General features: G+C 73.4%; 24 protein-coding genes. 12 read left to right on the forward strand and 12 right to left on the reverse strand.

The annotated features are described in order from the left end of the window. Positions 1-8 precede the first annotated feature (8 nt). A complete protein-coding gene (locus ACH4KB_RS28735) occupies positions 9-4,466 on the reverse strand; it encodes a molybdopterin-dependent oxidoreductase (protein ID WP_398068753.1) in 4,458 nt (1,485 codons plus the stop codon). A 351-nt stretch (positions 4,467-4,817) separates the two neighbouring features. Here ACH4KB_RS28735 and ACH4KB_RS28740 point away from each other — a divergent pair, with 351 nt between their 5' ends. From ACH4KB_RS28740 to ACH4KB_RS28755, 4 genes are read left to right on the forward strand one after another with little or no spacing between them, the layout of a single operon-like run. Continuing rightward, positions 4,818-5,558 (forward strand): class I SAM-dependent methyltransferase, encoded by a 741-nt coding sequence (locus ACH4KB_RS28740; protein WP_398068754.1) that lies wholly within the window; start codon positions 4,818-4,820, stop codon positions 5,556-5,558. Then, on the forward strand, positions 5,555-6,685 hold the full coding sequence (locus ACH4KB_RS28745; RefSeq protein WP_398068755.1) for a pyridoxal-phosphate dependent enzyme: 1,131 nt from the start codon (positions 5,555-5,557) through the stop codon (positions 6,683-6,685). Before ACH4KB_RS28740 ends, ACH4KB_RS28745 begins: the two co-directional genes overlap by 4 nt. Beyond that, the gene (locus tag ACH4KB_RS28750; RefSeq protein ID WP_398068756.1) at positions 6,682-7,905 is read left to right on the forward strand and encodes an ATP-grasp domain-containing protein; all 1,224 of its coding nucleotides are present in this window, start codon (positions 6,682-6,684) and stop codon (positions 7,903-7,905) included. The genes ACH4KB_RS28745 and ACH4KB_RS28750 overlap by 4 nt, the downstream gene beginning before the upstream one ends. 10 nt (positions 7,906-7,915) lie before the next feature. Beyond that, positions 7,916-9,223 (forward strand): MFS transporter, encoded by a 1,308-nt coding sequence (locus ACH4KB_RS28755; RefSeq protein ID WP_398068757.1) that lies wholly within the window; start codon positions 7,916-7,918, stop codon positions 9,221-9,223. A gap of 100 nt (positions 9,224-9,323) precedes the next feature. On the opposite strand, the gene ACH4KB_RS28760 is transcribed toward ACH4KB_RS28755, so the two are convergent. Continuing rightward, the gene (locus ACH4KB_RS28760) at positions 9,324-9,947 is read right to left on the reverse strand and encodes a sigma-70 family RNA polymerase sigma factor (protein WP_398068817.1); all 624 of its coding nucleotides are present in this window, start codon (positions 9,945-9,947) and stop codon (positions 9,324-9,326) included. 269 nt (positions 9,948-10,216) lie between these two features. Then, a complete protein-coding gene (locus tag ACH4KB_RS28765; RefSeq protein WP_398068758.1) occupies positions 10,217-10,888 on the reverse strand; it encodes a hypothetical protein in 672 nt (223 codons plus the stop codon). Positions 10,889-11,125: 237 nt separating this feature from the next. Between ACH4KB_RS28765 and ACH4KB_RS28770 the strand changes: the two genes are divergently transcribed. The 4 genes from ACH4KB_RS28770 to lnt all read left to right on the forward strand — a co-directional run bounded on the left by ACH4KB_RS28770 (position 11,126) and on the right by lnt (position 15,710). Next, positions 11,126-12,193 carry a ferric reductase-like transmembrane domain-containing protein gene (locus tag ACH4KB_RS28770; protein ID WP_398068759.1) on the forward strand — a complete coding sequence of 356 codons (1,068 nt, stop codon included), beginning with the start codon at positions 11,126-11,128 and terminating at the stop codon, positions 12,191-12,193. Positions 12,194-12,296: 103 nt separating this feature from the next. After that, the gene (locus ACH4KB_RS28775; protein WP_398068760.1) at positions 12,297-13,166 is read left to right on the forward strand and encodes a universal stress protein; all 870 of its coding nucleotides are present in this window, start codon (positions 12,297-12,299) and stop codon (positions 13,164-13,166) included. A gap of 112 nt (positions 13,167-13,278) precedes the next feature. Then, positions 13,279-13,791: a nuclear transport factor 2 family protein gene (locus ACH4KB_RS28780; RefSeq protein ID WP_398068761.1), complete on the forward strand. Its 513-nt coding sequence runs from the start codon at positions 13,279-13,281 to the stop codon at positions 13,789-13,791. Positions 13,792-13,964: 173 nt separating this feature from the next. Next, positions 13,965-15,710: an apolipoprotein N-acyltransferase gene (gene lnt / locus ACH4KB_RS28785; RefSeq protein WP_398068762.1), complete on the forward strand. Its 1,746-nt coding sequence runs from the start codon at positions 13,965-13,967 to the stop codon at positions 15,708-15,710. Here the strand turns inward: lnt and ACH4KB_RS28790 are convergent. Further along, positions 15,634-16,539, reverse strand: coding sequence for a Gfo/Idh/MocA family protein (locus tag ACH4KB_RS28790; RefSeq protein ID WP_398068763.1), 906 nt, complete (start codon positions 16,537-16,539; stop codon positions 15,634-15,636). The two genes, lnt and ACH4KB_RS28790, sit on opposite strands and share 77 nt — an antisense overlap. A gap of 134 nt (positions 16,540-16,673) precedes the next feature. Here ACH4KB_RS28790 and ACH4KB_RS28795 point away from each other — a divergent pair, with 134 nt between their 5' ends. Together ACH4KB_RS28795 and ACH4KB_RS28800 are read left to right on the forward strand one after the other, a co-directional pair. After that, positions 16,674-17,195, forward strand: a complete 522-nt coding sequence (locus ACH4KB_RS28795; protein WP_398068764.1) for a DinB family protein — start codon at positions 16,674-16,676, stop codon at positions 17,193-17,195. 124 nt (positions 17,196-17,319) lie between these two features. Continuing rightward, on the forward strand, positions 17,320-17,793 hold the full coding sequence (locus ACH4KB_RS28800) for a hypothetical protein (RefSeq protein ID WP_398068765.1): 474 nt from the start codon (positions 17,320-17,322) through the stop codon (positions 17,791-17,793). Positions 17,794-17,822: 29 nt separating this feature from the next. Here the strand turns inward: ACH4KB_RS28800 and ACH4KB_RS28805 are convergent, their stop codons facing one another. From ACH4KB_RS28805 to ACH4KB_RS28835, 7 genes are all read right to left on the reverse strand, one after another. Further along, positions 17,823-18,392 carry a hypothetical protein gene (locus ACH4KB_RS28805; RefSeq protein WP_398068766.1) on the reverse strand — a complete coding sequence of 190 codons (570 nt, stop codon included), beginning with the start codon at positions 18,390-18,392 and terminating at the stop codon, positions 17,823-17,825. A gap of 124 nt (positions 18,393-18,516) precedes the next feature. After that, entirely contained in the window at positions 18,517-19,206 is a 690-nt protein-coding gene (locus tag ACH4KB_RS28810) for a uracil-DNA glycosylase (protein WP_398068767.1), read from the reverse strand. Between the two features lie 85 nt (positions 19,207-19,291). Then, positions 19,292-20,872: an ABC transporter substrate-binding protein gene (locus ACH4KB_RS28815; RefSeq protein WP_398068768.1), complete on the reverse strand. Its 1,581-nt coding sequence runs from the start codon at positions 20,870-20,872 to the stop codon at positions 19,292-19,294. Between the two features lie 118 nt (positions 20,873-20,990). Continuing rightward, complete coding sequence (locus tag ACH4KB_RS28820; RefSeq protein WP_398068769.1) at positions 20,991-21,746, reverse strand: SDR family oxidoreductase; 756 nt, start codon at positions 21,744-21,746, stop codon at positions 20,991-20,993. Positions 21,747-21,766: 20 nt separating this feature from the next. Beyond that, positions 21,767-22,528: a 3-oxoacyl-ACP reductase FabG gene (gene fabG / locus ACH4KB_RS28825; protein WP_073804853.1), complete on the reverse strand. Its 762-nt coding sequence runs from the start codon at positions 22,526-22,528 to the stop codon at positions 21,767-21,769. Positions 22,529-22,747: 219 nt separating this feature from the next. Beyond that, a complete protein-coding gene (locus tag ACH4KB_RS28830) occupies positions 22,748-23,131 on the reverse strand; it encodes a DUF3037 domain-containing protein (RefSeq protein ID WP_398068770.1) in 384 nt (127 codons plus the stop codon). Then, positions 23,128-24,006, reverse strand: coding sequence for a HipA family kinase (locus tag ACH4KB_RS28835; protein WP_398068771.1), 879 nt, complete (start codon positions 24,004-24,006; stop codon positions 23,128-23,130). The genes ACH4KB_RS28830 and ACH4KB_RS28835 overlap by 4 nt, the downstream gene beginning before the upstream one ends. Before the next feature lie 509 nt (positions 24,007-24,515). Between ACH4KB_RS28835 and ACH4KB_RS28840 the strand changes: the two genes are divergently transcribed. Further along, a complete protein-coding gene (locus ACH4KB_RS28840) occupies positions 24,516-25,010 on the forward strand; it encodes a Rieske (2Fe-2S) protein (protein WP_398068772.1) in 495 nt (164 codons plus the stop codon). On the opposite strand, the gene ACH4KB_RS28845 is transcribed toward ACH4KB_RS28840, so the two are convergent. Continuing rightward, positions 24,997-25,677 carry a cysteine hydrolase gene (locus ACH4KB_RS28845; RefSeq protein WP_398068773.1) on the reverse strand — a complete coding sequence of 227 codons (681 nt, stop codon included), beginning with the start codon at positions 25,675-25,677 and terminating at the stop codon, positions 24,997-24,999. The genes ACH4KB_RS28840 and ACH4KB_RS28845 overlap by 14 nt on opposite strands. Positions 25,678-25,896: 219 nt before the next feature. Here ACH4KB_RS28845 and ACH4KB_RS28850 point away from each other — a divergent pair, with 219 nt between their 5' ends. Continuing rightward, positions 25,897-26,367, forward strand: a complete 471-nt coding sequence (locus ACH4KB_RS28850; protein ID WP_398068774.1) for a pyridoxamine 5'-phosphate oxidase family protein — start codon at positions 25,897-25,899, stop codon at positions 26,365-26,367. Positions 26,368-26,393: the final 26 nt, after the last annotated feature.

Raw genomic sequence — 26,393 nt, forward strand, 5'->3', positions numbered from 1 at the left:
TCCCTCGTTCAGTACACGTCACGCACGTATCTGCGGTCCGAGGCTAGCTGCTTGACCTGCGCGGCCGCCGCGTCGGGGTCGAGTCCCCCGTGGGCGACGGCGATGTCGCGCAGGGCCCGGTCGACGTCCTTGGCCATGCGGGAGGCGTCGCCGCAGACATAGAGGTGGGCGCCGTCGCGGAGCCAGGACCAGAGCTGGGCTCCGTGCTCGCGCATCCGGTCCTGGACGTAGACCTTGGCCCGCTGGTCGCGGGAGAAGGCGGTGTCCAGCCGGGTCAGGGTGCCCGAGCGGCTCAGCGTTTCGAGTTCGTCACGGTAGTAGAAGTCCGTGGCGCGGTGCTGCTCGCCGAAGAACAGCCAGTTGGGGCCGGGGTGGCCGAGCGCCCGGCGTTCCTCCAGGAAGCCCAGGAACGGAGCGACTCCCGTACCGGGTCCGACCATGATCATCGGGGTGGCCGGGTCGGCGGGCGGGCGGAAGCGTTCGTTGCGCTGGACGAACACCGACAGAGGGCTCTCCGGTGCGGCGTCGGCGAGGAACGTGGAGGCGACGCCCTTGCGCAGCCGGCCGCGGTGGCTCTCGTAGCGGATCACGGAGACGGTCAGCCGCATGCGGTGGGGGTCCACGAGCGGGCTGGAGGCGATGGAGTACAGCCGGGGCCGCAGCGGCCCGAGCACCTCGGCCCAGGCGGCGGCCGTGGCGCGTACCGGGTGTTCGGCCAGGACGTCGGCGGCCTGCCTCCCCCAGATCCACCGGTCCCTCTCGCCCTTGTTGTCGGGGCGCAGCAACTTCTTCAGGGACCGGTCCCCCGTGTGGTCGACGACCAGGCGCAGCAGGTCCGGGGTGACGCGGGCGATGTCCAGGTGGCGGTGCAGCGCCGTCTCCAGGGCGACCGGGCCGTGCCCGGGGACGTCCACCTCGGCGGCGGGGTCGAGTCCGGTGACGTCGAGCCATTCGGCCACCAGGTCCGGCGAGTTGAGGGGCTGTACGCCCAGCGCGTCCCCGGCCGTGTACGTCAGGGGGGTGTCGGCGCCCCGCGTGTCGATCGTGAACGCACGGACCTCCTTCGTCGCGCCGGGCAGGCTCAGGAGGCGGTTCCCGGTGAGGAGGGCGGTGACGGGCGCGGCCCTGGAGGGACGGGCGGGGGCCGCCCCGACCGGCGACGCCGTCGCCGCGGCGGCGGGCGGTGCGGCAGACCCGGGCGGTGCGGCGGCGGGCAATGCGGCGGACGCGGGCAGTGCGGCGGACGCGGGCAGTGCGGCAGACCCGGGCGGTGCGGCAGACCCGGGCGGCGCGGCAGACCCGGGCGGCGCGGCAGACCCGGGCGGCGCGGCAGACCCGGGCGGCGCGGCCGTCGCCGGCTCCGCCGTCTCCTCCGGTGTCGTCGTCGCCTCCAGCGCCGCCCGGACCTCCTTGAGCCACTGGTCGAAGGGCTGTTCGTACTCCGGTTCGCAGTCGGTGCGCGGGACCAGCCGCTCGGCGCCCAGTTCGCCGAGGCGTTCGTCCAGACGGCGGCCGTGGCCGCAGAAGTCGTCGTAGCTGGAGTCGCCGAGCGCGAGCACGGCGTAACGGACGCCCGCCAGGCCCGGGGCCCCGGGGGCGTTCAGCGCCTCCCAGAAGCCGGAGCCGTTGTCGGGGGCGTCGCCGTCGCCGAAGGTGCTGGTGACGACGAGGAGGTCGGCCGGGCTCGGCAGGGCGTCGGGCGTCCCGTCGTCCATGCCGAGGAGCGTGGTGCGGTATCCCTCGGCGGCCAGGGTCCGGGCAGCCGTCGCGGCGGCCTCCTCGGCGTTGCCGGTCTGCGAGGCCCAGAGCACGACGACCGGCCGGGCCGGTTCCTCCGGGGCGCCCGTCGGCGCCGCGGGGGCGGGCTCCGGCGTCCCCGCGAGCCGGGAGTACGTGCCGGCCAGCACTCCGTTGACCCACAGCGCGTGGTCCGGGGCGAACGGAGCGCCCGCCGGAAGCACCGGGGTGCCCTCCGGCCGAGTGCCCAGGCCCGCGAGGAATCCGGCCAGATAGCGGCGTTCCGTCTCCGTGAGGACGGGTGGGGCGGTGTCCACCAGGCCCAGCGCGCCCACCAGCCCCGGGGCACTCACCGGGCCCGAGGCGTCCACCGGGCCCGGCGAGCCCACGAAAACCGGCATGCCTCCGAGGCCTGGCGTTCCCACCGGCCCCGACGTGCCCGCGGGCCGGCCGGGGGCGTCCGGGAGGCCGGGGACACCGGTGGGCGAGAGCCGTTGCGCCGCGGCCGGTTCGCGGCGCGCCGCGGGTGCGGCGACCTTCGCCAGCCGGACCGCGCACACCTTCAGCTCGGGCTGGAACGAGATCGGGTCGACCGCGTCGTTGGTCACGGCGTTCACACCGAGGTACTCGCCGAACAGGTCGTTCCAGTGGAACGGGGCGAAGCACTCCCCCGCCCGCACCCGGTCGGTGATCCGGGCCGGGAGCACCGCGCGGCCACGCCGCGAGGCGACCTCGACCCCGTCGTCCTCGCCGAGGCCCAGGGCGGCGGCGTCGTCGGGGTGGATCTCCACGAACGGGCCGGGGTCCAGCCGGTTCAGCTTGGTGATCTTCGCGGTCTTGGTGAGGGTGTGCCACTGGTGCTGGAGCCGCCCGGTGTTGAGGACGAACGGGTAGTCCTCGTCGGGCATCTCGGCCGGCGGCAGATGCGGGCGGGCGTGGAAGACGGCCCGGCCGCTCGGTGTGGGAAAGGCGAGCCTCGGCACGCTTCCGTCGGGCCGCACGGTCAGCTCCTGGCTGACGCCGTCGTTGACGTAGCGCACGGGGTTGCGGGCCGGGCCGTCGACGTCGGCGCTGGGCCACTGCACGGGCGTGCCGCGCAGCCGCTCGTACGTCACCCCGCGCAGGTCGTAGCCGGTGCGCGGGTTCGACGCCCGGGTGATCTCGGCGAAGACCTCCTCGGCGCTCGTGTAGCCGAAGGCGTCCTCGTACCCCATGGCGCAGGCAACCGCGGCGATGATCCGCCAGTCCGGCCAGGCCTCTCCCGGCGGGTCGGCGGCGCGGCGGGAGAGGGTGAGGGTGCGCTCCGAGTTGATCATCACGCCCTCGGACTCGGCCCAGAGGGCGGCGGGCAGGACGACATCGGCGTACGCGTTGGTCTCGGTGTCGGCGAACACGTCCTGGGTGACGACGAATTCGGCGGCCTCCAGGCCCTCGATGACGGTCCGGCGGTTGGCGACCGAGGCGACCGGGTTGGTGCAGATGATCCAGCAGGCCTTGATCTCCCCCTCGGCCATGCGCCGGAACATGTCGACCGTGCCGCTGCCCGAGCCGTCCGCGCTCAGGGTGCCGGGCGGCACGTCCCACAGCTCCTCCGTGAAGGCGCGATCCTCGTCGACCAGGACCGATCGCTGGCCGGGCAGTCCGGGGCCCATGTAGCCCATCTCGCGCCCGCCCATGGCGTTGGGCTGGCCGGTGAGCGAGAAGGGGCCGCTGCCGGGACGGCAGATCGCTCCGGTCGCCAGGTGCAGGTTGACGATCGCGTTGGTGTTCCAGGTGCCGTGGGTGGACTGGTTGAGGCCCATCGTCCAGCAGCTCATCCAGTCGCCCGCCTCGCCGATCCAGCGGGCCGCCCGCCGGATGTCGTCCTCGGGGATGCCGGTGATCTCCGCCACGGCGGCGGGCGGGTAGTCGCGGAGGAAGGCGGGCATCCGCTCCCAGCCCTCGGTGTGCTCGGCGATGAACTCCGGGTCGGTGTGCCCGTTCTCGACGAGGAGGTGCAGCAGCCCGTTGAGGAGGGCCAGGTCGGTGCCGGGCCGGATCCGGAGGTACAGGTCGGCCTTGGCAGCGGTGGCGTTGCGCCGGGGGTCGACGACGATCAGCTTCGCGCCCGCCTTGACGCGCTCCATCATCCGCAGGAAGAGGATCGGGTGGCAGTCGGCCATGTTGGCTCCGGTGACGAGGAAGACGTCGGCGTGAGCGAAGTCCTCGTAGGAGCCGGGCGGCCCGTCCGCGCCGAGGGACAGCTTGTAGCCGCTGCCCGCGCTCGCCATGCAAAGCCGGGAGTTGGACTCGATGGTGTTGGTCCCGATGAAGCCCTTGGCCAGCTTGTTGGCGAGGTACTGCGCCTCCAGCGTCATCTGGCCGGAGACGTAGAGGGCCACCGCGTCGGGGCCGTGGGTGTCCAGCACGGACCGCAGCCGGCGCGCCGTCTCCGCGATGGCGGCGTCCCGGCCGAGCGGGGCGGGCTGCTCGCTGCGGTCGGGGCGGGCCAGGGCGGTGGTCAGCCGTCCGGGGGCGGCGAGGAGGTCCGCGCCGGTCGCGCCCTTGGTGCAGAGCCGGCCGGCGTTCGACGGGTGCTCCTTGTCCCCCGAGGCCTTCACGACGGTGCGGCGGCCGTCGGGGCCGGCGGCGATGTCGAGGACGATCCCGCAGCCGACACCGCAGTACGAGCAGACCGTGCGCACCCGGTCGGTGGCGGGAGCGTCCGGCGGCGGGGTCGGCACGGTCATGGGGACCCTTCGGGGCGGGCGTTCCCGGAGGGACGCGGGGGCGGGCTGCGGTCGTCCCCGAATCTAGGAAGGGCCCGTTACCCGGGGATGACACCGGGCGAACAGCGACGGTTACGTCGCCTGCACACCGCCCGGGGGCCGCCGGTGAGGCGCGGGCAGTGCCGGGCGGTGGCCCGCCGCCGCCCGGTGATCGCGGGGAACTTCCCGGCCGGGTCGGCCGACTACTGGAGAGACGCCGGGTGCGGGAGGCCCGCCCGGTGACGAGAACGGCGGCCGGTGACGTGACACGGCTGCCCGGGCGACGGCAGCAGGACACCCACGGGCCCCGGGCCCGGGAGGAGGCCGCGAGGCATGCACTGGTACGAGGACGACGCTCTCTGGTCCGATTTCGCCCCGACGATGTTCTCGGCGGCGCGGGCCGAGTCCGCGGCCGCCCTGGTCGCGTCCTCTCCCCTGCTGGACTTCCCACCGGGCGCGAGAGTCCTGGACCTGTGCTGCGGGCCGGGTCTCTTCGTGGTGCCACTGGCGGAGCGCGGGTACGAGGTGACGGGGGTCGATCTGTCGCCCTCCATGCTGGAGAGCGCCCGGGCCGCCTGCGACGCGGCGGGCGCCGAGGTCCGGCTGGAGCGCGCCGACATGCTCGCGTACCGGCAGCCGGGCGCGTTCGACGTGGTGCTGAACGTCTTCACGTCGTTCGGCTACTTCGACGAGGCCGACGACAACCTCCGGGTGCTGCGCAACGCCCACGAGAGCCTCGCCCCGGGCGGGCAGCTCCTGGTGGACGTGATGGGCAAGGAGGTGCTGGCTGGCTGGATCGGGCGGCCGAAGGCGGTCGACCTGCCCGACGGCGGCTACGTGGTCCAGCGTGACACCGTGCTCGACAGCTGGCGGCGGCTGCGCACGGACTGGACGCTGGTGCGCGGCACCACCGCGCGGACGGCGTCCATCACCTCCTGGCTCTACTCGGCGGCCGAGCTGCACGCCCTCTTCGAGAGCGCGGGCTTCACCGATGTGGAGTGCTTCGGCGGGTTCGACGCGTCCGGCTACGACCAGCGCTCGGACCGGCTGATCGTGCGCGGGCGGCGCAAGTGAGGGCCGGGGCGGACGCCCGTCCGCGCGCCGCGGGGCCGGACGCTTCCGCGCGCCCGGCCGTCGCGACGGTCCACGAGCACATCACCGACGCGGTGAAGACCCCGGACCTGGTCCGGCTGACCGGCGACATCGTCCTCGCCCGCTTCGAGACGATGAAGGTGTACGCGGCGCTCGGCGCGGTCCGCTCGCTGCTGCGCCGGGGCCGGGTGGTCCCCGGGCAGACCCTGGTCGACAGCTCCAGCGGGATCTACGCGCTGGCGCTCGCCATGGCCTGCCACCGCTACGGGCTGCGCTGCCACATCGTCGCCTCCACCACCGTGGACGACACCATGCGGGCCCAGTTGGAGATCCTCGGCGCGACGGTGGACGCGATGCCGCCCTCGCGGAGCCTGCGCCTGGACCAGGAGCTGCGGGTGCGCCATGTGCGCCGGCTGCTGGCGGAGCGGCCGGACTTCCACTGGATGCGGCAGTACCACGACCAGGTCCACCACGAGGGCTACCGGGAGTTCGCGGAGCTGCTCACCGGGGCGCTGCCGGAGGGTCCGCTGACCGTGGTCGGCGCGGTGGGCACGGGTGCGTCGACCGGTGGACTGGCCCGCGCGCTGCGGGAGTCGGGGCGGTCGGTGCGGCTGGTGGGCATCCAGCCGTTCGGCAGCGTGACGTTCGGGAGCGAGCGGTTCGAGGACCCGGAGGCGATCATCGCGGGCATCGGCAGCTCGATACCGTTCGGGAACGTCCGCCACGAGCTGTACGACACCGTCCACTGGCTGGACTTCCGCCACGCGATGGCGGGCGCGGTCGGACTGCTGCGGGAGCACGCGGTGTTCGCCGGCCTGTCCACCGGGGCGGCCCATCTGACGGCGTCCTGGGAGGCGGCCCGCGATCCCGGCCGGCTGCACCTGGTGCTGGGCGCCGACACCGGACACCGGTACGCGGAGCGGGTGTTCACCCGGCACGCCGAGGCCCTGGACCCGGCCGGGCTGCGGCCCCGGACCATCGCGTCGCCGGCCGAGCTGCTGCCGCCGTGGTCGGTGATGGAGTGGGCCGGGCGCGCCGCTCCGGAGGCCGCGAGGACCGTCGAGGGCGACGCCCCCTCCCCCGTACCGACCGTGGAGCTGCTGCCATGACGATCGCCGCACTGGAGTCCCTGTCCTTCGGCCTGGGCAGGATGGTGGAGGCCGCCGCCGGAGCGGGGCACCGGCTGTGCCTGCTGACCGGCGACCGTGCGGTCTACCGGCACGAGCTGGCGGTGCTGCCGCCGGACGCGCTGGACGTCGTGGACGTCGACACGATGGATCCGGAGGCCACCCGTCGGGCCCTGGCCGCCGTGCCGGGCCTGGCCGGGCTGATCAACACGACGGACACCTGGAGCCTGCCGGCCGCCGAGCTGGCCGCCGAACTGGGGCTCCCGGGCGCCGATCCCGGGGCCGTACGGCTGCTGCGGGACAAGCGCCGGGTCCGGGAGACGCTGCACGCGCGGGGGCTGAGCCGGAGTGCGGCCGTATCCGTCCCGCCGGGTCCCGAAGGCGCCGGGGAGGTGCTGCGGGCAGTGGGGCTGCCCGCGGTCCTGAAGGACTCGGCGGGCACCTCGTCCCGCTCTGTGTGGATCGTGCACGACGAGGAGGCCCTGCACCGGGCGCTGGCGGAGGCGGCACGACAGCCTCTGGCCGGCGAGCTGTTCGCCGAGGCGTTCCTCGCAGGTCCGCTGTACAGCGCGGAGACCATCGGCTGGGACGGGACCACCCGGCTGCTCGGGGTGCTGAGCCGCCAGACGTCCCGGGCGGCGGTGGTACGGGAGGAGGCGGCGGCGTTCCCGGTGGCGCTGGACCGGGGGGAGCGGGACGGGATCGAGGCGTGGGTGGGCCGGGTCCTCGCGGCGGCGGGTCACCGACGGGGCTTCGCCCATGTGGAGTTCGTCCTGACGGCCGACGGACCCGAGCTGGTGGAGATCAACCGCAGGATCGGCGGCGCGCTGGTCGGCGAGGTGCTGTGCCGGACGCTGCGGACCAATGTCTACACGGCCATGATGGACGAGGCGCTCGGCCGTCGCCCGGCGCTGCTGGACACCCCGCTCGACGCCACAGGGCCCGCGTACGGCTTCGTCCTGGTGTACGCGGAGCGGCCCGGGGTGCTGAAGGGCTGGCACGGTCTCGACGAACTCGGGGCGTTCCCGGGGGCGGTGGAGTGGTTCCCGGTACGCGAGCCCGGCGAGAGCGTGGACCACGTCGGCGACCAGCGGGGCTGTACGGGCATGGTGCTGGCCGAGGCGCGGACGGCGGAACTGGCCCAGCACCGGGCGTGGAGCGCGGCCGTCCGGGTCCGCCCGGTCGTCGCCGGGGCGCCGTGAGCCCGGGAAGGTGAGCCTCGGCCGGACGGACGGAGCTCCGGGGGCCGGCGCGGACCGGGGACGGCCGGGCCGGGCCGCCCCCGGGCGGAGGCGGCGCCCGCCGCTCACCGGCCCGCAGCGGTTCCTGCTGGGGGGCTCGTTCCTGATCACGCTGGGCAGCTTCGCCGTGCTGCCCTACGTGTCGGTGCTGCTGCACCAGCGGCTCGGCCTCGGTCTCGGCACGGTCGGCTTCGTGCTGGCCGTCGCCTCGCTGATCCAGTTCGCCGGAGGCGTGGTGGCGGGGCCGGTGACCGGGCGGATCGGGCTGCGGCGCGCGATGCTGCTGGCGCTGGGGCTGCGTACGGCGGGGTTCGCAGCGTTCGTCCCGGGGCTGACGAGTCCGGTCCTCGCGGTCGGGGCGCTGCTGCTGGTGTCGGCGGGCGCGGCGCTGTACCTCCCGGCGAACAAGGCGTATCTGGTTGAGGGGGCGTCCGAGGCGGAGCGCCCCCGGCTGCTGTCGGCGAGCGGTTCGGCGTTCAACGCGGGGATGGCGCTGGGCCCTCCGGCCGCCGCGCCGCTCGTCATGGGCTCCCCCGGGGTGCTGTTCTCCTGCGTCACCGTGCTGTTCGCACTCGTGGGGGCCGGGCACGCGCTGCTGCCGGCGGACGCGGCGGACCGGCCCTCCACCAGGTCGTCCGACGGATCGTCCGACGGGTCCTCCGCAGCGCCCGCCGCCGGCCGGGCCCCGGAGCACGGTGCACCGCGCTCCGGGCCTTCCCCGTTCGTGGTGACCGTGCTGAGCGTGTACGCGTTCATGTTCTTCCAGCACTATCTGGCGCTGTACGCGGTCCCCCGGACGTCGGCGGCCTTCTACGGGGCCGTCCTGGCGGGGTACGCGGCCCTCCTCGTCGTCGGCCAGCCGGTGCTGGCGGAGCGGGTCGCCGCACTGAGCTACCCGGCCGCCCTGCGGTGGGGGTTCGGCGCGATGGCGGCGGGCATGGCGGCGATCGGGGCCGGGGGGCGCGCGGGGATCGCGGTGGGCGGGGCGCTGCTGTGTCTCGGTGAGATCGTGCTCTTCCTCAAGAACGACCTGGAGGCGCTGGCCCGTTCGTCGGCCGCCCCGGCGCGTGTGTTCGGGCGGCAGCGGCTGGCGGCGGGCGTCGGCGCGTTCGCCAGCGGGGTGGTGGGCGGGCAGTTGTACGGGGCGGCGGAGTCGGCGGGTTCGGCGCGGGTGTTCTGGGGGGCGGTCTGCCTCCAGTGCCTGTTGCTGCCGGTGTTCCTGCTCCGCCGACGGCGCACCGCCCGGGAGCCCGAGGGCTCGCGGGCGGGCGTCGGCTAGCGGTTTCCGTCCGGTGCGGGTGGGGCAGGCCGGAGCAGGTGAGTCAGGCCTGAGCAGGTGGGGCAGGCCGATGCAGGTGGGGCCTGCCGGAGCGGGTGGGTCAGGCCAGTGAGGGACGCGGGCGCCGGTGCTCCTGGGCCGGCGCCCCGCGCCACTGCCCGGCGAGTTCGCGGCGGGCGCGGGCCACGCGGGAGCGCACCGTGCCGATCGGGCAGCCGGCGGCGGCCGCCGCCTCCTCGTAGGACGCGCCCAGCAGTTGGGTGAGGACGAAGGCCTGACGGCGTGCCGGGTCCAGCCGGCGCAGGGCGTCCAGCACCGCGACCGACTCCTCGAATCCGGCGGGATGACGGGGCTGGGCGCGTTCCGCGGCGGTCTGCCAGTCCGCGGTGTCGGCGGTCCGGGGGCGTACGGCGGCGGCGCGGTGCCGGTCGATGACGACGCGTCGCGCGATCGACATCAGCCAGGTCCGGGCGCAGGAACGCCCTCCGAACCGGGCCAGTCCGCTCATCGCCCGGAGGTAGGTCTCCTGAGCCAGGTCGTCGGCCCCGGGGACGTCGGAGCTGAGATAGGCGACGAATCTGCGGACGTCCTCGTAGGTCGCCCGGACGAAGCGGTCGGCGGCCTCCCGGTCCCCGCCGCCCGCGGCGAGCGCCCAGTCGGTGATCTGCCCGTCGTTCTGCCGGGCGGCCGGGACCCGGGGGCGGGGCGGGCGGGTGGTGGACACCCGGATGACCGGCGGCCGGGAGGCGGGCGGCGGCGCGGCGGGCGGCGGCGCGACGGCAGCGGGCCTGGCGACGGCCGGTAGCGCGGGAGCAGGAAGAGTCACAGCAGTCCTTCGCGTCCTTGCGGAGCCGCGGCAGCGGTCGCCCGGCTCCGGCGACCGGTCCCGGGCCCCGTCGGGGGCGGCCCGGTGAACCGGCATGCCTGTCACGGGTGTGCGCGGCGCACACCCGTACCGCCTCCGGCGCTCAGCGGCCGGAGGGCGGATGGAGGTCAGAGGAGGGGGAGGGAGTGCGGCGGCCCGCGCCGGGAGATGGCGTGCAGGGCGAGGATGCCCCGGGGGCGGCAGGGCCGGCGGCGGACGCGTCGTCGGACGGGCGGCGCGGGCGCGGGGGGCGTCGCGGACCACAGGCGCCAGGCCGTCCGCAGCGGTGCCCGGACGAACAGCACCAGACTGCGGCCCAGCCGGGCGAGGGCGACCTCGCCGCGCCACAGCCACCAGCCGCAGATCAGCCCGGCCACCGCGTGGGCGGCGGCCATGCCGAGGGTGAACACCGCCCCGTCGAAGGCGGCCAGAAGCCCCATCAGGTCGGACGGGCCGCCGATCGGGACCTCGTGAGCGGAGTGGTTCATCGCGTCCGGCACACGGCGCCCGCCGCCCGAGTGGTGCGCGCCGACGCCGGACGGCAGCCAGGATCCGGCGCAGGCGAAGAGGGCGTGCAGCCCCAACTGGCCCAGGACATGGGCCGTCATGGTCACCGGAGCGCTCCGCCGGCGTGCGGCGAGCCACCACCCCGCCCCGCACACCGGCAGCAGCGCGGCGGCCTGGACGAGCAGGGGCAGGGGCGCGCCGGACATCAGCGCGTGGCCGAGTCCGGACACGGCGACGCACACCACCGCGAACAGCGCGGTGCGTCCGAGTCGGAGTGCGGTTCCGGCTCCCATAGCAGCCATCGTGCCAGTCGCGCCCACCCCGGAGAGAAGAGCACCAGATGCCGAAACAACGGGAGTTCACCGCGTTTGCCCCACCAGCGGCAAGACGTGATCCATATCACACACGAAGGGCGGGAACTTTTCCCTCCGAGCGCCCGACTGCTCCAACAACGCGTCTGCGTACGCCTCGTGGCCCGGGGCCGCCGCATCCGCCCCCGCCGCCAGATCCCCCCGCCCCGAAGAGGCCGCATGACGAACCCGCCCCCCGCCCCTGAACCGGCAGCGGCCGCCGAGACGCCCGGAAGCACCGCACCGGCCACCGAGGACCGAACGGGAACCGCGGCCGCGGCCACCGGAAGCACCGCACCGGACGACGGCCGGGTCCCCACCCCCCGGCGGCCGGGAGAGCCGAGACGTCCGACGCTCCGCTCCGACCTGCGGGCCTCGTGGCCCGACGGCCTGGTGGCGCTCCTCATCACCGCGGCGATCTTCGTCCTGCTCTATATACGCATCCGCAACAAGACCTCGTCCACCGTCACCGTGATGCCGTTCATGGCCGACGCGGGCGGCTTCTGGATGTACTTCCTCAGCCAGGCGTTCGGCTGGTCCGCCCTGCTCTGGGCCTGGGGAACCGTCATCCTCGGGCTGATGCTGTCGGGGCCGCGACCAGGCCGCCTGCCGCTGTCGGGCCCCCGGCTGGAACGCCTGCACCGCACCACGAGCCTCAACACCATCGCCCTGATCGCGGCCCACGCCCTGCTGTTCGGGGCCGAACTGGTCCGGCACGACACCGCGTCCTGGAACTCCGCGGTCGCCACCGCCTTCGTGGAGGCCCTCGTCCCCGGCGGCTACGACTCGGGGACCGGCAAGATCGCCATCCCCATCGGCCAGGCGGCCCTGTACCTCGCGATCCCTCTCGGCCTGATCTTCTACGTACGCCACCGCATCGGCCAGAAGACCTGGCGGGTACTGCACCGCTGCGTGATCGTCGTCTACGTCCTCAGCGTCTGGCACACCCTGCTGTACGGGACCAACGTCTGGTACGACGGCTGGTTCCGCACGAGTGTCTGGCTGCTCCAGCTCCCGATCGCCGCGCTGCTGCTCCTGCGCCTGACGCGGCCCGCCCGGCGCTCCGAGAAGCTGCCCGGCCGGCCGGGAGCGACCACCGGGGCCCGCACCGGGTGGGCCCTGCGCGTGGGTGGCCGGCTCGCCGTGGTGGCCGTCCTGGCGGCTCTCGTCGCCGTCGTGGCCAGCGGCAGCGACGGCGGGCGCAGCACACCCCCCAAGGACGCCACCTCCACCCACAACCACGACTGAGAAGCGGTCCGCCTCCGTGCGTGCGCGCCGTCCGCCTCCGTGCGTGCGCGCCGTCCTCCACTACGGGTGAGAGCCGTCCGCCCGGCGACGTACGCTCGGAGGCATGACCACCAACGATCTTCCCGTGATCGCCGCAGTCGACGGCTCCACGCACAGTCGGCAGGCGCTCGACTGGGCCACCCACGAAGCCGTGCGGCGGGGGCTGCCCCTGCTGATCGTCCACGTACGCCCGCTCACCCGGCAGGTCGACGAGGAGACCGGACGGCGCGAGGCGGAGGCCCTCCTGGCCGAGTCCGTGCGCCGGAGCGCCCTCATCGCTCCGGAGCTGCGGCCCTCGACGCTGGCCCCGCTGGACTTCCCGTCGGCGGCCCTGGTCTCGCTCGGCCGGGACGCGTCGATGATCGTGGTCGGCTCGCGCGGGCTCGGCGGCTTCCGCTCGCTGATGGTCGGTTCCAACAGCCTCGCCACCGCGTCGATGGCGAGCTGTCCCGTCGTGGTCGTGCAGGAGGACGGCCCGGAGGGGGACGAGAACCGTCCCGGGGACGCGGGGGCGTTCACCGACATCGTGGCGGGGGTGGCGGCCGACGAGAGCAGCGAGGCGGTCCTGGAGTTCGCCTTCGCCACCGCGGCCTCCCGGCCGGGCGCCCGGCTGCGGATCGTGCACGGCTGGACGATGTTCTCCTCGATGCTCGCGGGCGGGCCCGTCCTGGACCGGCAGGAGGCGGCCGGCTCGGCCGCGCGGACCCTGGCCGAGCTGACTTCCGGGTGGCACGAGAAGTACCCGCAGGTGGAGATCGTCCGGGAGCCGGTCAACGGTTCGGCCTCGCGCACCCTGGTGACCGCGTCGGCGACGGCGGCCCTGACGGTGGTCGGCCGTCGCAAGGGCGGCGAGTCGCTCGGGCTGGGGCTGTCCCCGGTGGCGCAGACGGCGGTCACGCACGCGCTGGGACCGGTCGCCGTCGTGCCCTGCTGAGCCGGTTCCCCTGCTCGGCGGAGCCGTTCTCCCGCGCCCCGACGGGTCGCCGGCCCCGGCCCGTCGGCGCGGGCCCCTTGGCCTGGCGGGCGGCTTGACCGAGACTTGCCCGATGACACAGCGTGTGGCACTCGCGACCGTGCTGGACCGGCTTGCCATCGATGCGGTGATCACCGGGTACGCGGTGGCCGTCGACGACGGGGCCTGGTCGGACTACGGCGCCCTGTTCGCCCCGGACGGCCGCGCCGACTACCGGGACGCCGGGGGCCTGGAGGGCCCGGCCGACGAGATCGCCCGGTGGCTGGAGGAGACGATGCGCCTCTTCCCCGTACGTCAGCACCTGATCGTCAACCGCCGGATCGACCTGGAGGACCTGGGCGGCTACACGGGCGACCGGGCCGAGGTACGGGCCGACTACCTCAATCCGATGTGCCTGGCCCCGAAGACGGCGGACGGGCCGGAGACGGACGCGCCGGGCCGGACGGAATCCGGGCGGTCCGGGGTCGCCACGCCGGACTTCGTGACCGGCGGCCGCTACACCTTCGAGCTGCACCGCGCCGAACCGGGCTGGCTGATCCGTACGGTCACCGTCCAGGAGAAGTGGCGCCGGGCGCCCGGCGCGTAGGCCTCGCCGTCGCACTGCCGTCGCCGCCGTGCGAAGGGCGCCGGGCCCGTCCGTCGTGCCCCGCTCGGCCCGCGCCCTGTGTCCGGCGCGGATCACCTCCCCCACACTGGGTATCCAGGGGTTGACGCGGTGAGGGCGACCGCCCGCCCGCGCACGACCGAGGAGGGCACGGCATGCGAATCCGGGGCGGGCGTCTCCCGGCCGGCCGGCACGCGGCCGGCGCTCCCGGCGAGGGAACGTCCGGTGCGGGCGGGGCTGCCGAAGGCGGTACCGGCGCAGGCGGCGCCTCCGGTCACGGCGCCTCCGGTGACGGTCCGGCGGCCGGCGGCCGGGACTCCGCCGACGCGGGGGCGCTCTCGTCCCCCTGGGTCCGGGGCACGGCGGCGCTGCTCGCCGGAGCGCTGCCGGCGCTCGCCTTTCCCGCGCCCGGACTCTGGTGGTTCGCCTACGTCGCGCTGGTCCCCTGGCTGCTGCTGATCCGCACCGCGCCCTCACCCCGCAGAGCCGCGCTGGACGGCTGGATCGGCGGCATCGGCTTCGTCATCGCGGTGCACCACTGGCTGATCCCGAGCCTCCACGTCTTCATCGTGCTGCTGGCCGCCCTGCTGGGGCTGCTCTGGGCGCCCTGGGGGCTGCTGGTGTCCCGGCTGCTCGGCGGGGCCCCTTCCGTGTCGCGTGCCGTCGCCGCCGTGGTCGTCGTGCCCTCCGGGTGGCTGATGATCGAGCTGGTCCGGTCCTGGGAGGGGCTCGGCGGGCCCTGGGGGCTTCTCGGTGCGAGCCAGTGGGAGGTCGCCCCCGCCCTGCGGGTCGCCTCGGTGGGCGGGGTGTGGCTGGTGAGTCTGCTGGTGCTCGCGGTGAACACCGGCGCGGCCCTGCTGGTCGCCGAGCGAGCGGCCCGTACGGCCGCCGGCGTCCTGCTGGTGGTGTGCGCCCTGTCCGTCGCGGCGATGTGGGCCTGGGCGCCGCGGCCCACGAACACGGGCACGGTCAGGATCGCCGTCGTGCAGCCCGGCGTGGTGAAGGGACCGGGAAGCGTCGCCCGCCGCTTCGACCGGGGCGAGGAGCTGACCCGTTCGCTGCGGGGCCGGAACGTGGACCTGGTCGTGTGGGGCGAGAGCAGCATCGGGGCGGGTGCCTGGGAGCGCCCGGAGACCGCGCGGCGGCTGGCCGGGCTGTCCCGCCTGGTCGGCGCCGATCTGCTGGTCAATGTGGACGCCCGGCAGACGGACGGCTCGGGGCGGTCGGGGATCTTCAAGTCGGCGGTGCTCGTGGGCCCGGACGGGCCGACCGGGGACCGCTACGACAAGATGCGTCTGGTCCCTTTCGGCGAGTACGTTCCGGCCCGCTCCCTGCTGGGGTGGGCGACCTCCGTGGGCAAGGCGGCGGGCGAGGACCGGCTGCGCGGCGACCGCCAGGTGGTGATGACCCTCCCGGACGGGGCGCGGGGGCTGCGGATCGGCCCCCTGGTCTGCTTCGAGACGGCGTTCCCCGATATGAGCCGCGGGCTGGTGCGCGACGGGGCGCAGGTGATCGTCGCCCAGTCCGCCACCTCGACGTTCCAGGACAGTTGGGCCCCGGCCCAGCACGCCTCGCTGGGGGCGCTGCGGGCAGCCGAGAACGGCCGCCCGATGGTCCACTCGACGCTCACCGGGATCAGTGCGGCGTACGGGCCCCGGGGGGAGCGGGTGGGCCGCCCGCTCGGCACGGACGCGAGCGCGACGGAGGTGTTCGACCTGCCGCTGGCGCGCGGGAGCACGCTCTACGTCCGGCTCGGCGCCTGGCCGGTGTACGGGGCGCTGGCGGCGCTGGCCGCGCTGTGCGCCGTCGAGGGGCTGCGGGCGCTCAGGAGGCCTGCTCCAGGGCCTCCCGGACCACCCGCTCGCACAGCTCATGGGTCGCCAGGGCGTCCCGGGCGCTGAGCGTTTCGCCCCGGCGCACGGCGTCGAGGAAGGTGTGCACACAGGCTTCGATGCCGCGCTGCCGGGCCACGGGGACCCAGTCGCCGCGCCGCCGCACGCTGGGCTGCCCCTTGTGGTCGACGATGTCCGCGAGGTTGAGGACCTGTCGCTTGGAGTCCTGGCCGGAGACTTCGAGGATCTCCTCGGTCGACCCGTTCAGCCGGTTCATCATGCCGATCGCGGTGAATCCGTCGCCGGACAGCTGGAGCACCACGTGGTGCATCAGCCCGTCCACGATCCGGGCCCGCACGGTGGTGTGGTCGACGGTGCCCGGGACCAGGAAGCGCAGGGTGTCGACGACGTGGATGAAGTCGTCGAGGATCATCGTCCGGGGGTCCTCGGGCAGTCCGACCCGGTTCTTCTGCATGAGGATCAGTTCGCGCGGGTGCTCCGCGCACTGCGCGTAGCCCGGGGCGAGGCGGCGGTTGAAGCCGACGGCGAGGCTGACGCCGCGTTCCTCGGCGAGGTTCACCAGCCGCTCGGAGTCGGCGTACCCATAGGCGATCGGCTTGTCGACATAGGTGGCGACACCGGCTTCGATGAGCCGTTCCACGATCTGCGGGTGCACCGCGGTCGGGGCGTGCACGAACGCCGCGTCCAGCCCGGCGGCGAGAAGCGAGTCGAGGGTCGTGTGACGGCCGTCGGCCGGAACGCGGTGGGTGTCGCCGACCGCGTGGAGCGTGGCGGGGGTGCGGGTCTGCAGATGCAGTTCGACCCCCGGTACGGCGCTGAGCACCGGCAGGTACGCCTTCTGCGCGATGTCGCCGAGCCCGATGCAACCGATCTTCACGAGGTCTCCCTGTCGCCGTGCCGCGCCGCTGTGCGCGGCTGTTCACGCCCCGGCAGCATACGTTGCGACCGTCCTCGGCCCTTCTGCCGGACCGCTCGCGAATTCCCTGGCCAGGGCCATGATCATGAGTCACTATGGCCCGCATGACTTCTCCGGAACGCTCCGAACCCGCTCTCGACGCCGCCGAACGCCCCATGCTGGAGGGGTGGCTCGACTACCACCGCGCCACCATGGCCATGAAGTGCGCGGGGCTGACGGACGCCCAGGTGCGCGAGGCCTCGGTGCCGCCGTCCGCCTTCACGTTGCTCGGGCTCCTTCGGCACATGGCCGAGGTGGAGCGCGGCTGGTTCCGTGAGGTGCTGGCGGGCGAGGAGCTGCCGGACCTCTACTGCACCGAGGAGGACCCGGACGGCGAGTTCCATGTGACGGAGTCGGACACCTGGGCCGAGGCGGACGCCACCTGGCGGGCGGAGGTCGCGGCGGCCCGGAAGAACGCCGCCGCGTATGGTCTGGACGACTTCTCCAAGGGTGTCGGCTCGGCGGGCAAGCCGTTCAGTCTGCGCTGGATCTACACGCACATGATCGAGGAGTACGCCCGGCACAACGGCCACGCCGACCTGGTGCGCAAGCGCGTGGACGGTGCTACCGGCGACTGACGGTCGCGCTCTCCGGCGAGCGCGGGCCGGGCGCGGGAGGGGCGCCGTGCTGACCGGGTCACTCGTGCGGGCCATTCCCGGTGCAGCGGGCCCCCGATGCCCCGGAGAACCGCAGAGTTGTCCCGTGCAGAGAACCAGAATCGCCGCGAAACTCCTGGTCGGGCTGACGGTCACGGCCGTCTCCGGCTGCGTCGCGGTGGAGCCCCGGGCCGTTCCCCCGCCGCCTCCCGGCGCCACCGGGCCGGCCCAGGACGTGGCCCCGCAGATCGTGCAGCCGCCCGCCCGTGAGGCGTTGGAGGCGGTGCCGGGTCCGAGCCCCTCGGCGGCCCTGCCGTCCTCCCCCGCGCCCCCGGCCGCCGGCTCCCCACCGCAGACCCGGCGCACCGCACCGGCCAGGGTCTCCCGTCCTCGGGAGCGCCCGGAGCCGCCGGAGCCCCGGACGCCGCGCCGGGTCCCGGGCGTCCCGTCCGTCACCGTGCCCGCCCTGCCGCGCGTCCCCGGCGTCGGGGCGGACGTCTGCGCGCTCGGCCGGGGGTACGGCGGCTGGCCCGCGGGCAGTCCGGAGTCCCGCAGCTGCTCGGAGACGTACGGCCGCTGACGCTCCCGCCTCCGCGTGGGCGCCCGGGGTCACTGCTCCCGCATGCGGAGCTCCAGGCGGTCGATGGCGGCGCGGACCCCGCCGCCGTACCCGTCGTCCGCGAGCGACTCGGCCGCGGCGCGGGCCCGCTGGAGGTGGACACGGGCCGAGTCGGGGCGCTGGAGTTTGAGGTAGTCCGCCGCGAGGTTGAGGTGCAGCGAGGGGTAGAACGCCCGGACGGCCGGGGTGTCGCGGTGTTCCGCCGACCGGGCCCCGCCACGCCCCTTCCCGTCGCCGCCGCCACGCCCATCCCCGTCGCCGCCGCACGGCCCCTCCCCGCCGTCCGGCCCGTCGACCGGTGCCTCGGCGGTTCGCAGGCCATCGGCGGCCGTCAGGGCACGCAGGTCCCAGGCCAGCTCGTCGCCGGGGTCGTCCTGGGTGTCGGCCATGTAGTGCGCGAGGGTGCAGCGGTGCAGGGCGTCGCCGTCCGCTCCGAGCTCCGACCAGAGCGCGCCGAAACGGTTGCGGGCCTCCTCCCGGTCACCTCCGTGGAGCAGCATGATCGCCTGGCCGATCCTGGTCATGACGGCGTCATCGGACGCCTCCTGCTGCTCCACCACTGCGGTCTCCTCCGTCGCCCGTCCAACCGGCTGCCGTCGGTCCGACGCTAACGCCGGGATTCCGCATAACCGGTCAGACACGGGCGTCAAGGCCCGTGGGCCGGGTCCTGTCAGCCGGGGCCCGTCAGCCGAGGTCGGGGATCCGCCAGTCGATCGGCTGGTGCCCCTGGGCGGCCACGGCCTCGTTGATCTGGGTGAAGGGGCGGGAGCCGAAGAACTTCTTGGCGGAGAGCGGCGAGGGGTGCGCGCCCTTCACCACTATGTGGCGCTCCTCGTCGATCAGGGGCAGCTTCTTCTGCGCGTAGTTGCCCCAGAGCACGAAGACCGCCGGGTCGGGCCGGTCGGCGACGGCGCGGATCACCGCGTCGGTGATCTTCTCCCAGCCCTTGTTCTTGTGGGAGTTGGCCTCGCCGCCCCGAACGGTGAGCACGGCGTTGAGCAGGAGGACGCCCTGCTCGGCCCAGGGCATCAAATAGCCGTTGTCCGGGACAGGCAGGCCGAGCTCCTGGTGCATCTCCTTGTAGATGTTGCGCAGGGACGGCGGCGTCCTGACACCGGGGCGCACGGAGAAGCAGAGCCCGTGTCCCTGGCCCTCGCCGTGATACGGGTCCTGGCCGAGGACGAGGACCTTCACCTTCTCGTACGGAGTGGCGTCCAGGGCGGCGAAGACCTGCTCGCGCGGCGGATACACGGGGCCCTTGGCCCGCTCCTCCTCGACGAAGTCCGCCAGTTCCTTGACGTACGGCTTCTGGAGTTCTTCGCCGAGGACGGCACGCCAGGACTCGGGCAGCAGGTCGATATCGGTCACGTCCACAACCTCCGGTGAGCAACAGGTTCTTGATCCCAGAACCTACCGGTCACCACTGACAACGGGTCCCGGGAGCCCCTCCGTACAGCGTCTACCAGCTGGCCTTGCGGTACAGCTCCCACAGCTGCATCACGGTCTGCGGGTCGAGCGCGCGCTCCGTGCCGCCGATGTCCTCGCCCGAGGCGGTGTACAGCTTGCCCTGCCACAGCGGCAGCAGGCGGACGTCCTCGACGAGGATCTCCTGGGCCCGCTCGAACTGCTTGCTGACCGCGCCCCGGTCGCTCTCCTGCCGCGAGGCGGGGATCAGCTGCTGGGTGATCTCCTTGTTGATGTACGGGGTGCCGGTGACGCTCTCCTTGCCCACGAAGGGGGCGATGAAGTTGTCCGGGTCCGGGAAGTCCGGGAACCAGCCACGGCCGAAGACCGGGTAGTCGCCCTTGTTGAAGCCTTCCTGGAAGGTCTTCCAGGGCTCGCCCCGCAGCGTGATCTCGAACAGCCCGGACGCCTCCAGCTGGCGCTTGAGCTCTTCGAACTCGGGCTCCGTGGAGGAGCCGTACCGGTCGGTGGTGTACCAGAACTTCATCTTCACGGGCTCGGTGATACCGGCCTTGGTGAGGATGTTCTTCGCCTTCTTGACGTCCGGGTCGCCGAAGGTGTCGAAGAAGCCCGTGGTGTGTCCGGCGATGCCCTTGGGGACCATGGAGTAGAGCGGCTCGGCGGTTCCCCGGTAGACCTTGGCGACGAGGGCGTCACGGTCCACGACGTGGGCGATGGCCTTGCGGACGGCGGGGTTCGCGGCGGCCGGGTCCTTCGGGTTGAAGACCAGGAAGCGGATGTCCGCGCCGGTGCTCTCGACGATCTGGAGGCCGGCGTTGTCGGCCTTGTTGTCCTCCAGGCTGACGACCTCCTCGGCGGTCAGGCCCCGGTAGGTGGCGTCGATCTCGTCCGCCTTGAGCGCGGTCACCATGTCGGCGGACTTCTCGAAGTAGCGGATGGTGACCGCGTCGTTCTTCCGGTCGGCGAAGCCCTTGTAGTCCGGGTTCTTCTTCAGCTCGGCGGTGACCCGGTCCTTGTACGACTCCAGGAGGTAGGGGCCGGAACCGGTGACCTTGCCGTCGTCGCGGATCTTGTCCTTGGGGTAGTCGCCGGGAGCGACCAGCGACATCGCGGGCGTGGCCAGGATGAACGGGAACGTGGCGTCGGACTTGTTCAGGTGGAAGACGACCGTGTCGTCGCCCTTGGTCTCGATCCGGTCCAGGGAGTCGAGCATCCCGGCCGGGCCGCCCTTGAAGTGGATGTCCACGATGCGGTCGATGGAGTACTTCACGGCCTCGGCGTCGAGCTTCTCGCCGTTGGAGAACTTGAGGTTCTTCTTGAGCGTGCACCGGTACGCCATGCTCGTGGCGTCGGTGAACTTGCAGGAGTCCGCCGCGTCCGGCTCCGGCATCGTGCTGCCGGAGGGGAAGCTCACCAGGGTCTGGTAGACGTTCCGCATCAGCTCCCAGGACCCGTCCCAGGCTGCCGCGGGATCCAGTGTGGACGGGGAGCTGGTCGTCCCGACGGTTATCTTCTGGTCCGTTTCCGATCCACTGTCGGAAAGGAGACCGCAGCCGGCCAGCAGAGACAGGGAAGCTAGGGCTGCAGCAGCCTGCAGACTGGCCCGGTAGAACACGTGCACGCTCCTCGATCAGCCATGGGTCGGCAGACCATACCGCAGCGCCCCACCGGGTCAATCCGCAGGCCCGGCGGGGCACTTGACCCAATCAGGGCCAAACCGGCCCAGGCCGCTCTCAGCCCACGCCGGCGTTGAGGAAAATTCCCCCGTCGACCACGAGGGTCTGGCCGGTGATCCAGTCGGACTGGGCGGAGGTGAGGAAGGCCGCCGCGCCCCCGATGTCCTCGGGCACGCCGAGCCGGCCCAGCGGGTAGGCGGCGGCCGCCGCCTCTTCGCGTCCCTCGTAGAGGGCCTCGGCGAACCTGGTCTTGACCACGGCCGGGGCGATGGCGTTGACCCGGACGACCGGGGCGAACTCGTGGGCCAGCTGGAGGGTCAGGTTGACCATCGCCGCCTTGCTCATGCCGTACGCGCCGATGAACGGCGAGGCGGAGACCCCGGCGACCGAGGCGATGTTGACGATCGCCCCGCCGTTCTCCTTCTGCCAGGCCTTCCAGGTCTGCTGCGCGAAGCCCAGCGCCGAGATCACATTGGTCTCGTAGACCTTGCGGGCGACGTTCAGGTCGAGCTCCGCCATGGGGCCGAAGACCGGATTCGTCCCGGCGTTGTTCACCAGGTAGTCGACGCGGCCGAAGGCCTCCATCGCGCGCTCGACCGCGACGGCCTGGTGCGCCTCGTCGTGCGCCTTGCCCGCGATGCCGATCGCCCGGTCGGAGCCGAGCCGCTCGACGGCCTCCTTCAGGGCGTCCTCGCCCCGCCCGGTGATGGCCACCCGGTCGCCGCGGGCGACGAGCGCCTCGGCGATCCCGTAGCCGATGCCCCGGCTCGCCCCCGTGATGAGGGCGACCTTTCCGCTGTCCTGCACCGTCATGATGTCCGCTGCCCTTCGGGTCAGTTGAGGGGTCCGCCGGCCACGTACATGACCTGGCCGGAGACGAAGCCCGCGTCGTCGCCCGCGAAGAAGGCGATGGCGTTCGCGACGTCCTCGGGACGGCCGACGCGCTGGACCGGGATCTGGGTGGCGGCCGCCGCCTGGAACTCCTCGAAGCCCATGCCGACGCGGGCGGCCGTCTGCGCGGTCATCTCCGTGACGATGAAGCCGGGCGCGACGGCGTTGGCGGTGACGCCGAACTTGCCGAGCTCCTTGGCGAGCGTCTTGGTGAGGCCCTGGAGCCCCGCCTTGACCGCGGAGTAGTTGGCCTGGCCCCGGTTGCCGAGGGCCGAGGAGGAGGAGAGCGAGACGATCCGGCCGAACCTGGCCTCGACCATGTGGGCCTGGACGGCCTTCGCCATCAGGAACGCGCCCTTGAGGTGCACGTTCATCACGAGGTCCCAGTCGGACTCGCTCATCTTGAACAGCAGGTTGTCGCGGAGCACTCCCGCGTTGTTCACGAGGATCGTCGGCGCGCCCAGCTCGGCGGCGACCCGCGCGACGGCGGCTTCCACCTGGCCGGCGTCCGACACGTCGCAGCCGACGGCGAGCGCGGTGCCCCCGGCGGCGGTGATCTTCTCGACCGTGTCCTTGCAGGCCGCCTCGTCGAGGTCGAGTACGGCGACGGAACGGCCCTCGGCCGCGAGACGTACGGCGGTGGCGGCGCCGATGCCCCGCGCCGCTCCCGTCACGATGGCGACGCGCTGCTCGGTGGTGGACATGCTTGGTTCTCCTCGCCCTTGGATCGGGGCTCAGCGGGGGTCGGGGCGTTTCCCTGACAGAAAGGCTCCCGGTTGCTGAGCAACCGCTTAGTACCTTCAGCAGACGAGACGCTAGAAGCCCTGGCACCCGGTGTCAACGGCGCACGCCCCGGCGGGCCGTACGTCACACCGGGCGGAAGCGCCCGCCGCTGTGCCGTCAGGGTCCCGCCGGGGCGTCGATCAGCGCACGAGGAGGTCGAGCAGCCGTTCCACCTCACCGGCCGGGTCGGCGGTCAGGCCGCTGTGCACGGCGCCGGGCTGGACGACCGTGGAGCGGGGGGCGATCAACCAGCGGAACCGTCGCCCGGCGTCGTCGCCCGCCGCCTGACCGGCCCCCTCACCGCCGCCGCAGACCCCCTCCACGGCGCGCAGGGCGGCCCGCACCCCGATGACATCGGCGCCCGGGTCCAGAGCCTTCAGCTTCGCCTCGTCGAGGTGCGTACGGGCGGCGACGAACGAGTGTGCCCGGCAGTAGACGAGCACCCCGGCGTTGAAGCACTCCCCCCGCTCGACGCGGGGCACGACGCGCAGGAGCGCGTACTCGAAGACGTCGCGGCGCGTCATCGGCCACCCTCCTCGCCGGTACGGGCGGACGCCGCGGCGCGGTCGTCGGCGGCCCGCTTCGGCCGGGGCGGCAGCCGCTCGGTGAGCCAGCCCGGCGCCTGGGAGGGCCGGGTCGAGGCCGGCGCGTCCAGCGTGATCCGCGCGTGGATGTCGGCGGCCCGCGCGAGCAGCGGTGCGATGTAGGCCCGGCGCACCTCGTCGGCGGAGGCGAAGCCGGGCTCGTCGGCCAGCCAGACGTCCGGCACGTCGGCGGCCACCTCGGTGAGCAGTTCCTCGGTGACCAGCGGGGCGAGCTCGGCGGCCGCGGCCGCGATGTCCGGCCCGAAGGGCGCCAGGACGTGGTCGGAGGCGTTGTACGGCTTGGCGGCGGAGGCCTGGGCGCCGGGCCAGTTGTGGTGCCAGATCATGGTCGCGCCGTGGTCGATGAGCCAGAGGTCGCCATGCCAGACGAGCAGGTTCGGGTTGCGCCAGGAGCGGTCCACGTTGTTGATCAGCGCGTCGAACCAGACGATCCGGCCGGCCTCGGCGGCCCCGACCTCGTAGGCGAGCGGATCGAACCCGAACGAGCCCGGCAGGTAGTCCATCCCGAGATTCAGTCCGCCGCTCGCGCGGAGCAGCTCCTGCACCTCCTCGTCGGGCTCGGCGAGTCCGATGACGGGGTCGAGCTCGATGGTCACCAGCTCCGGCACCCGCAGCCCCAGCCGACGGCCCAGTTCCCCGCAGATGATCTCCGCGACGAGCGTCTTGCGGCCCTGTCCCGCCCCGGTGAACTTCATGACGTATGTGCCCAGGTCGTCTGCCTCGACGATTCCGGGGAGCGAGCCACCCTCACGCAGAGGCGTGACGTAGCGAGTCGCTACGACCTCTTCCAACACTTTCCCAGGCCACCCATCTCTTCAGCCTTACAATCCACGGACGACTCCTCCGGGGCGTAGAGGCAGGGGTCACCGGTCGACGACGCTGGGGAGAATCCGGGGAGATTCGGCCAGCGAGCCGATGCCTCCGCCCCTCCCCAGCAGACCGTCGATGGTGCCGCGCCCCTTACTGCCGGCCTCCGGCATGAAGTGAGCATAGTAACCGAGAGTGATCGATGGCGAGGAATGTCCGACCACACGAAAACGGCCGACCACATTCCTGTTGAACACGGCCTCCTTCTCCAACCCGCTTTTCGCGTACGTGATGTGGCGAGTACCGACCTGTTCGTCGACGGGCGGATGGAAGCCGTGCTCGGCGGCGGAACCTCCCCCGCCCGGGGCCGCCCAACGGCATCCCGACATCGCGGCACCCCGAGATCCCGGGGTCTCGGCGTGACCATCGTGTCCCCGGGGCACGTAACCCTGACCGAAGTGACCGAGCCGGGAAGACCGACGAAGGGAATGCCGCGATGAGCGCAACGCAGGGACGCCGGAGCCTCCTCGGACGCCGCACGGTCGTCGCCGCGGTGGGAGCGGCAGGAGCGGCCGCCGCCCTCACCGCGTGCGGCGGATCGGACGGATCGGACGGGTCGGAAGGTTCGACAGGTTCGGGAGGTTCGGGAGGTTCGGGAGGTTCGGAAACGGTCGAGCAGCCCGGGAGCGGCGGCGGGAAGGGTGGAGAGGTACTCGCCGCGACCGCGGACATCCCGAAGGGCGGCGGGGTGGTCTTCGCCGCGCAGAAGGTCGTGGTGACCCAACCGCAGCCGGGCGAGTTCAAGGCGTTCTCGTCCACGTGTACCCATCAGGGCTGCGCGGTCAAGGACGTATCGGACGGCACGATCACGTGCCCCTGTCACAACTCCACGTTCGACGCCGCCACGGGCGGCCCGACCGGCGGGCCCGCCACGCGACCGCTGCCCGCCCGTGAGATCACCGTCGAGGGCGGCTCGATCAGGCTGGCGTAGCCGCTCCCTGCCCCGTCCCCCGCCTGCGCGGTCGCTGCCAGCCGCCGAGCACGGCGTCCGTGGTGGTGACAGTGGCGACGAGGGCGAGCGTGTTGCGGACCATCGCGGGGGTGTACTCGGCGGGCACCCCCGCGATGGCGTCGGCCGGGACGACGGCCGTGTAGCCAAGGTTGACCGCGTCGAAGACGGCGTTGGGGATCGCGATATTGGCCGATACGCCCGTGACGACGAGCGTCCGGCAGCCCAGGTTGCGCAGCAGCGGGTCGACGTCGGTGCCGGCCAGCGGCGAGAGGCCGTGCAGCCGGCGGACGACGAGGTCCTCGTCGGCCACCTCGATGGGGGCCGCGACCCGGACGGCGGTGCTGCCGGTGTACTGCTGGACGGGCAGCCGGGCGGCGGCGCGGAAGAGCCGGGCGTTGTGGTTGCCGCCGCGACCGTCGGGCCTGCTCTCGGCGACCGCGTGCATCACCTGGACTCCGCTCCCGTGGGCGGCGGCGACGAGGCGGGCGATGTTGTCGAGCGCGCCCGACGAGCGAGCTGCGGCGGCGAGTTCGGGCAGGGCGCTGTCCGGCCCCACGACGCCCTGCTGGCACTCGACGGTCAGCAGGACGGTGGTGGCGGGGTCGAGCAGTTCGGTGAGCCGCTCCTGTGATGGCCTCGACGGCACGGGCGCTCCTCCCCTTCTCTGTGACCGCCGACCGGGAGGACGCGCTCCCGTGGACGGACTCCCGTGGACGGACTCCCGTGGACGGACTCCCGTGGACGGACTTCTGTGGACGGACTCCCCCGTAGACGGACCGGGCGCGCGAGAGTAACGGCCATTGCGTCACGAGGGAAGAGCCCCCACACTTCCTGACGTAGCGTCAAATCACGGGAGAGGGCGACCATGACCGACACCCAGCGACGAGGCCGCCGGATCATGATGACGCCCGGGGAGCGTGACGCCTATCTCCGCGAACAGCGCACCTGCCGGGTGGCGACGCTCGGCCCCGACGGCGCCCCGCACGTCGGCGCCCTGTGGTTCGTCTGGGACGGCGACTCCCTCTGGCTGTACTCCATCACGCGCAGCCTGCGCTGGTCCCAGCTGCACGGGGACGCCCGGATCGCCGTGGTCGTGGACGACGGCGAGGGGTACGAGGAGCTGCGCGGCGTGGAGCTCACCGGCCGGGCGGAGTTCGTCGGCGAGGCGCCCCGCACGGGCGAGCCCTGCCCCGAACTCGCCGAGCCGGAGCGGCTGTTCCCCGCGAAGTACTTCGGCATGGCGGAGATGCCGCACGACGGACGGCACGCCTGGCTGCGGCTCACCCCGGAGACGATCACCTCCTGGGACTTCCGCAAGCTCGCCGATCTCTCCTGAGCTCCCGCCCGCGGCCCCGACCCGCC

It is taken from the genome of Streptomyces sp. NPDC017520, from assembly GCF_044329855.1.
In the GTDB taxonomy this organism is placed as follows: Bacteria; Actinomycetota; Actinomycetes; order Streptomycetales; family Streptomycetaceae; genus Streptomyces.